Source organism: Candidatus Paceibacterota bacterium (assembly GCA_041660505.1).
Taxonomy (GTDB): Bacteria; Patescibacteriota; Minisyncoccia; order Phycocordibacterales; family JACRKE01; genus JBAZWG01.
In genome coordinates, this window is record JBAZWG010000003.1 from 26,056 (window position 1) to 32,840 (window position 6,785).

Here is a 6,785-nt window from a genome sequence, read left to right on the forward strand (position 1 = left end):
GATTGTCTGCCGCGGCAGTTGTTTCATCTCCCCTAGCCCCTCATTTACTATCTATCCTCGCCAAAGGAAGATTAGTGAGCGAGGTGGTCAATGAGGGAAGGGAGAGACGAAACTTTCATTTAACAACAACGAGAGTAATCAGTCCTCCCATCACACTTGTCAAAATTATTCCTACCATCCCATAGACTATAATTTTAACAGGCGCAAATTCTTTCTTTGTAACATAATTATCAATGACGGCCTTTAGTTTTTCATCAATCCTGACGAGTAGGTCGTGGTCACTTTCAATGGTCGTCTCCATATCATTTTGGCGTGATTTTATTCACATACGGCACGCCCTGATATGCGAAGTGAGATACCAGCCAAGCTACCAACCAAGAACCGATTAACCCTTTAATCGAGAGCAACAGATTACCTTGATTGATTTCTCCGCTTTGAATCTTGCGAAGAAGAATCAAGACTAAAGAAATCGCGCCAGCGGTAAACTTTATCTGTTCAGGTTTCGCGGCATCAACCCAAGCGAGATATTTCCATTTCGATTTCTTTGAAACTTCGGTAAGGATTGTCGTAGCAAGCCCGACGATGACCGCGTCGTTCATATAAGCCTCGTCTTGAAAGAAGTCCATATAGAGAAGTTAAGGATTAGACTACTGTTGCCACGGAATTGACCAAGTATGCTTTTATCATCGCGCTATCCGCTTCCTTGTAAGTCGCTTTGAACGAAAGCGTCTGCAATGTTATCTCGCCTTTTGAGACATCGGTATCGGCATCCTCTAGAATCACTTGATGAAGATCGAAATAAAGTCGTGGAGTAGAAGTCGCGCCAATGAGAGCGTCGGTATTGTTCAAGTCAATCCGTAGAGCGTAAGCCGTCCCTGCTTTAAGAGCCGTAACATAAGTATCGGCGGAGCGGGCTATCGTGATTTCCGCCTTAACCGAGAATCCTTTGTTCAGAATGTCCGTCGGGTCAAGACTACCGAGGCTTCTATCATCTTCCACTTCCGACGAGATTGTGAGTTTCGCTGAACGGATATTGACCGCACTAGCCCCGTCCAATCCTGCCTGTGTCGAAGCGGTTTTGAATACGCAATGCTGTGGCAAGAAGACGTTTTCCGTTACTGGGACAGCAGGAAGATAACGATTAACGAGAGTCAATGTATGCGTTCCTGATTGTGAAACCGAGGTGGCTATTTTAGTGTTGGCAAGCGCATTTGCAAGCGTTGTGGCGAGGTTGAAAGTATCCGCGTCAATTCTTATGATGTAGTAAGTTGTGCCAGCAGTGAGTCCTGTCGGTAACGCGCCCGTGGTTGTTGGGACAACCGCATCTCCCGTTGCGAGAGTATGAGCCACAAGCGTTCCAACGCCCGGAGTCGCGATCGTAATCGTGAAGGTCGCCAATGTCTGCGTTCCTTGCTTTGAACGGAAGTCAGCCGAAAACATCGCGTGCTTATCGTTCTCAATCGAAAGTTCAAAGTTAGAAATCATCGAAAGAGGAAAATCAAATCCTCCATTCGGGTCTTTTCGATGAAGCGTTAGGGATGTATGTTGCACCGCTTCCTCGACTGTGAACGTATGTGTATAAGCCGAATCCGTCGGACCCGCGTTAGCCGAAGTTCCAAAAAGTGATTGAAGAAAAAGCCCGATTGATTTCTCTCTCACGGGGGCGGTAATAGAACCCTCCGCAAACTTTCCCACCACTTTCAAATCACGACTGTCTTCCAAGATACCCGTTCGCGATTCGTCGAGTGAAGTCAAAACCTTTTCGTTAAACTCCATTTCTCCCCAATGCATTTCGTATGCAGGGGCTACTTTTGTTCCTCTTGTGGTTTCTTTTCCCACTCCTATCTGGACAAGGTCGCCTGCCATTTTAGACATATAGTTTCAAATTATGATAATTCTTTTTCAAGTTGATTCCGATAACGCGCTTCCGCCTCCTCCATACTTTTCGCCTTCACGATTGAAGCGGGGTATTCCCCTTCGCCTGTAAAAATATAGACTTCTTCTCGGTCTCCTTTATTCGAGATAGAGGGGCTGTTTGATGTCATCGCCTTATGAGAAGAAAGAGTCTGCATAGTGATTATATCACGTTATGCCATCGCTGTTATTTTTTTGCACCGTAGCGTTATGGTTTCAAGTCTGTGCATCTTCCCGTTCCAAGAGATTACCGACCCGCCGTTCGCTATGGGTTGAATCCGTCCGTCAACGCTTCCCGTTAAACTCGCGTCATTTAGAAATGCTTGGATAACAGCGTCAATCGGGTCGTCAAGTGCAATCTCTTGCGTATGCCAATCGTCTCCGACAATCTGCTGATAGACGTTGATTGTAAAAATATATGTTTGAATATCCTCGCGATTGGTGAAAAACTCGGGCTCTGATTGCGTTCGGATAATTACAGCGGCGGGATAAGCGGAAAACTCGACATTCTGCGGGTTCTGTTCTCCGTTATACACGGAACCTAAACTCCCCGACGTTACGAGTCCGTCGAGTTTCGTTTTGATTTTAGCCCTGATTGCTGACCATCCCATAGATGAGTAGATTTAAGAGAGAAATGAGTAGGTTTAAGAAAAATGTATAGATTTTACTTCGCTATATCGGCGGCTACCAATTCCAATGCTCTTTTGAAATGCCCCTCGATTCTATCCTTCGCCTTATCAAGAACCCTCGGCATAAACCTGTTGGGTTTGGTTCCAGGATGTTGAACGGATTTCACGGGATGAGCGGCTCCCTTCCAAAACAATCCTCCGCCTTTTCTTGCCTTGATAACGTGCGGTCTGGTGCCTTCGTGAACGTAAATCGCATATTCAGCCGTAGGTCTGATTCGTCCGAACAGTCGCCCTATGAGAATCCCAAGCCCGAAGGAGTGCGTAAGATAGCCCGTGCGCCAAGGAACGACCCCTTTAACAGCGTTCTTGTGCAATTCTGCAATAGACGCCCCGATAGCGTCCTGCAAGCGTTTCTCGACGATTTTAGGGCTTTGCTCGAAGGCTTTGCGGAGTTTATCGAGATTCCGACTCTCAACCGCGTAAGTAGCCATATCAAAACGATGTAGGATTCAATCTTCGAAGTAGCTCCTTATCGTCCTCGGTTAAGATTTCACGCCACGACACACTTGCTTCAGCCCCCGCTTCGTTTGTTTTACCTTCCGAATCTCGGCGTTTCCACTCCCACGCCACGATTCTTTGGCATAAGTCCTCAATATCAAAAGGTAGGTTGTGCGAAGCGATAGTAGTCTCCGCAGTGAAATCAATTTTATATCCCGCCGTATAAGTAACACGGATGTTGTTTTGTCCTTTGTAGACAGCGTTATAGATACGGACACGTCGGGGCTCCCTATCGTTCAAAAGTTCGTATTCAGAATCGTCAAAAGCCGTCCACGCTGGAGTGTCGGGAGTCCCCGCGCGATACGAAACTGCGGATAGTACCGTAACAGGGAAATGACGGAGCGTAATCATCGTCTGCTGTCCGTCGCCTCCGCTATAAACTTCATTCGTGTAGGTTGTTTCCTTGAAGCGACGACCGCCTGCGAGTCTCTCGATTTTATCAGTTGCCGAAGCGATAAGTCTTTCGAATAAGGTGTCCCAAGTAGTCGTTGCGGTAGCAATATCCAGCCGTGATTTTACTCTGGCAACTTGAGTAAGGGCGTGTGCTATTAAGCTCATATCTTTGATTGTAACATATTCCTATCATACTTTGAATGACAAATTGCACATAGAGAAATAAAGTCATCCTCATCAATATACTGCCTGCTTTTATTTGCCCATTGGACGTGTTCCTCGCTCCCACAAGCGAGACACTTTTTTGGTTTTCCAAACTTTTTACGAACTCTGTCGTGTAGGGCTTTATAGCTTGGGGTTCCTTTCGTCCATCTGCCACTTAATTCGCGAGTAGTCGTTTTATATTTTCTAGTATGCTCCCCTTTACACTTTATTGAACAAAAAACATTGCTATTTGGACGACGAGCAACGCAGGACGGCCACCTTTTTATTTGTTTCCTACAAATTGCACACGATAATAAAACGCTGTTCCTGCGGTTTTTCCCTTTACAAGGATTAGAACAAAATATATTTGTAGCCCGAATAGCCTTAAAAGATTTGCGACAAATGGGGCATTGCTTAATCATACCCGCATTGTATTATATGCGAGCCAAAGGCACAAGTAATCAATGGACTCTCCCCAAGAAATCAGGGAGAGAGCCGCTGACTACTAGACGCTATCGTCTGGTGCGTCAACTGGATTCAATTGTCCCGTGGCAGGGCCAAGAATCGCGATTGCCGTGCTAGGCAAGGATTCGTTTGAGCCTGACGTTGTGCAACGCACCCACATATACCGCTTTCGCGACCCTGTTCCAAGTCCTGAAACGAGGATTGTTTTCACGGTATTGTCTGCTGTGATTGCCTCGGAGGCACCCGTAATCACTGCTCCTGTCGTGGAGTCGTTTGATACGCTCTCATACACCTTGAAGGTATAAGTCTCATCAACAAACGTGCCATTTCCTGCAACGATTGCGAAAAGAACGCTACCAAACCCCATCGTATCAATAACAGTTTCACCGGAGGTGTCGCCGCCATTGACTGTGATTGTCTGCGGTTGGATACTCGCGACAACTTTGAGATTTTCTAACATAGGATTTTTCGTAAATTAGTTAAATATCTATCTCGGAACCCGCAATTTCTTTTTGCTGTTCCGCTTCTTCTTTTTCCTTCTTTTCTTCTTTTTCCTTATCAACCAATTCGAGATAACTAGCCCCGATGTTTTTAGCATCGGCGGCGGTCATCCCAAGAATTGAACCCCTCTCAACACGTTCTCCAAGCCAAGAGATGGGATGGAGAACGCGGTAAGGGGCTTTTCCCTGTGCGTCTTTTTTTTTCGCAGTTACGCGCTTTGTTTTACGCATAGGAAATTAAGGACTAGGAAGCGGCTGTCTTGATTGTCACGAACGCCTCTGGAAGGGTCAATACAAGAGCGTGGCGGTCTTTGATGACCAAACCCGTCTGGTCTGCGAGGGCGATTTCCTTGCTCCCGAATGTTCCTGACTTGTATTGCTCCATTGACATCGAACCCTTACGACCGAACGCCATCGCCGAGAAGCTACCGAAGATTCCAAACTTGGTCGAAACCGCCGTTGCCGAGAGAGCTGGCATATTGCGATTCGTGTAAACAGGATAACCAAACATTTGACCGACTGGGCTTGGTCCCGCTGGAGACTTCGGGTCGAGTTTGAAGACTTCTTGATAACGCTGGTCTAGGAGATACGAACCTGCGTCATCTTTCTGCGTGCGTAAGCTTGCCCAAACTGTTCGTGAGAACACGAAACACGCCTCACTGAGGGCTGACTCTTCGAGGTTGCCTACAACAGTCGAGGAGTCATCAATCACGTTATATTCGGCAAACGTGTCCTTGCCTGTCCCGAGGGTTACTGCCGTTACATCCGCGCTCTGCAAGATACCTGTGAATGGATTGCCTGTGCCGTTAAGACCTTGCGAATCAACCATATTCGCGAGTGCTTCACCAGCCAAAGCCAAGAGCCAATCCGCCAAGTTCTCTGGGGCATCGTTCAATAGGTCGTTGCCAACACAGAAAGCCAATTGCCACTTCTTGATAGCGAGTTTCGCCATCTTGAAGGTAGCGGCCGTAATGTCTCCTGCGGCGTTTACGCCAAGATAAGCACCTGAAAGAATCGAGCCCGTGTATGCTGGGACATCGAGTTCGTCGCTATCCATAGGCCACGGCTGTGCCTTTGACATTACGAGTCCTACCGAGCGAGCGATGCGCTGAATCGAGTTCGCTACCTCAACAGGCAAAAGATAACCACCGCGAGAGTCAACTTCGGTGATAAGTTCCTCGCCCGCCTTTACGGCGTGATTGCCAAAAGCTACCGCTTTAATCGAGGCGGCGATTTCTTTCTTTTGTTCCTTTGTGAGTCCCGTTCGGTCATAACCGAATACGTTGCGCTCCATTCGCAATTCCTCAACGATTTTACGTGTTGCGGCGGCTACTTGCGCGCCGACTTCCTGTTTCAGGTTTTCCTGAATACTGTCGTCGACTGTCTTTTTGACACTCAACGCGAGTGCCTTTAGTTCTTCTTCATTCATATTTAGAAGTTATTTATTAAGTTTAGCGTCTTTCAACGCCTCTGAAATTGCTGTTACTACCGCCCGCGTAACCTTTCGAAGCTCGATGAACTTTTGATAGCTATCGTCCTTTTCTGATGAGCGCGGGGTTCGACCTTTTTCTTCGGGAGTGGCAATTTCCGCCTCTCCTTCGCCACCCTCTGACGGCTCCGTTGCTTTCAGGAGTTCATCCAAGGCGGCGATGCTGGACGACATAGCGTCCTTTGCTGTTGTGATTATACCACGATTCTTTTGCGAGAGAACACGACCTGATTTTATCTCATCCGCTTCAATCGTTTTTTCTTCCTCCTTTGGTTCGACTTTCTTCATCATACAAACCATCTCGCCTTCGTCGCTCATTCCCATAACGCCTTCCGAGCCATCTTCCATCGTGCAAACATCGCCTTCCATTGGTGCTTTTCGCGCTGGCGCGTTTTCTTCCTTTACAAACTCCTCGACTGCTTTTTCTTCATCGGCTGAAATATCCTTAACCGCAAGGATGCGGGCATTGACATTAGCAGGAACGGCGACAAAAGATACTTCCATCAATTCATTTTTAACCACGCCCTTCTCATCTTGATTGCGTAAAAATCCTACCGAGACGGTATCAAGAAAACCTTGTTCAACCATTTCCTTTGTGTCTTTTGCGGCTTGCGTAATATCGTGAAAGACTGG

General features: G+C 47.1%; 11 protein-coding genes. All 11 read right to left on the reverse strand.

All coding sequences use genetic code 11. The features are described from left to right. Positions 1-115: 115 nt before the first annotated feature. Positions 116-301 carry a hypothetical protein gene (locus WC764_04395; protein ID MFA6006932.1) on the reverse strand — a complete coding sequence of 62 codons (186 nt, stop codon included), beginning with the start codon at positions 299-301 and terminating at the stop codon, positions 116-118. 1 nt (position 302) lies between these two features. Next, complete coding sequence (locus WC764_04400; GenBank protein ID MFA6006933.1) at positions 303-626, reverse strand: hypothetical protein; 324 nt, start codon at positions 624-626, stop codon at positions 303-305. A 16-nt stretch (positions 627-642) separates the two neighbouring features. Further along, positions 643-1,875 carry a phage tail tube protein gene (locus tag WC764_04405; GenBank protein MFA6006934.1) on the reverse strand — a complete coding sequence of 411 codons (1,233 nt, stop codon included), beginning with the start codon at positions 1,873-1,875 and terminating at the stop codon, positions 643-645. Positions 1,876-1,886: 11 nt separating this feature from the next. Further along, positions 1,887-2,072, reverse strand: a complete 186-nt coding sequence (locus WC764_04410) for a hypothetical protein (GenBank protein ID MFA6006935.1) — start codon at positions 2,070-2,072, stop codon at positions 1,887-1,889. Between the two features lie 15 nt (positions 2,073-2,087). After that, the gene (locus WC764_04415) at positions 2,088-2,525 is read right to left on the reverse strand and encodes a hypothetical protein (protein MFA6006936.1); all 438 of its coding nucleotides are present in this window, start codon (positions 2,523-2,525) and stop codon (positions 2,088-2,090) included. A 53-nt stretch (positions 2,526-2,578) separates the two neighbouring features. Continuing rightward, entirely contained in the window at positions 2,579-3,034 is a 456-nt protein-coding gene (locus tag WC764_04420; protein ID MFA6006937.1) for an HK97 gp10 family phage protein, read from the reverse strand. Between the two features lies 1 nt (position 3,035). After that, on the reverse strand, positions 3,036-3,659 hold the full coding sequence (locus WC764_04425; protein ID MFA6006938.1) for a hypothetical protein: 624 nt from the start codon (positions 3,657-3,659) through the stop codon (positions 3,036-3,038). Positions 3,660-4,203: 544 nt separating this feature from the next. After that, positions 4,204-4,623: a hypothetical protein gene (locus WC764_04430; protein ID MFA6006939.1), complete on the reverse strand. Its 420-nt coding sequence runs from the start codon at positions 4,621-4,623 to the stop codon at positions 4,204-4,206. A 19-nt stretch (positions 4,624-4,642) separates the two neighbouring features. Continuing rightward, positions 4,643-4,894: a hypothetical protein gene (locus tag WC764_04435; GenBank protein ID MFA6006940.1), complete on the reverse strand. Its 252-nt coding sequence runs from the start codon at positions 4,892-4,894 to the stop codon at positions 4,643-4,645. Positions 4,895-4,907: 13 nt separating this feature from the next. Next, complete coding sequence (locus WC764_04440) at positions 4,908-6,092, reverse strand: phage major capsid protein (protein ID MFA6006941.1); 1,185 nt, start codon at positions 6,090-6,092, stop codon at positions 4,908-4,910. 9 nt (positions 6,093-6,101) lie between these two features. Beyond that, the coding region (locus tag WC764_04445) for an HK97 family phage prohead protease (GenBank protein MFA6006942.1) at positions 6,102-6,785 on the reverse strand (684 nt) is incomplete at its 5' end.

Bases quoted from the DNA above. Each gene is read 5' to 3' on its own strand.
- WC764_04425 (MFA6006938.1), bottom strand. From the start codon at position 3,659: ATGAGCTTAATAGCACACGCCCTTACTCAAGTTGCCAGAGTAAAATCA.
- WC764_04395 (MFA6006932.1), bottom strand. From the start codon at position 301: ATGGAGACGACCATTGAAAGTGACCACGACCTACTCGTCAGGATTGAT.
- WC764_04415 (MFA6006936.1), bottom strand. From the start codon at position 2,525: ATGGGATGGTCAGCAATCAGGGCTAAAATCAAAACGAAACTCGACGGA.
- WC764_04440 (MFA6006941.1), bottom strand. From the start codon at position 6,092: ATGAATGAAGAAGAACTAAAGGCACTCGCGTTGAGTGTCAAAAAGACA.
- WC764_04435 (MFA6006940.1), bottom strand. From the start codon at position 4,894: ATGCGTAAAACAAAGCGCGTAACTGCGAAAAAAAAAGACGCACAGGGA.
- WC764_04410 (MFA6006935.1), bottom strand. From the start codon at position 2,072: ATGCAGACTCTTTCTTCTCATAAGGCGATGACATCAAACAGCCCCTCT.
- WC764_04405 (MFA6006934.1), bottom strand. From the start codon at position 1,875: ATGTCTAAAATGGCAGGCGACCTTGTCCAGATAGGAGTGGGAAAAGAA.
- WC764_04420 (MFA6006937.1), bottom strand. From the start codon at position 3,034: ATGGCTACTTACGCGGTTGAGAGTCGGAATCTCGATAAACTCCGCAAA.
- WC764_04400 (MFA6006933.1), bottom strand. From the start codon at position 626: ATGGACTTCTTTCAAGACGAGGCTTATATGAACGACGCGGTCATCGTC.
- WC764_04430 (MFA6006939.1), bottom strand. From the start codon at position 4,623: ATGTTAGAAAATCTCAAAGTTGTCGCGAGTATCCAACCGCAGACAATC.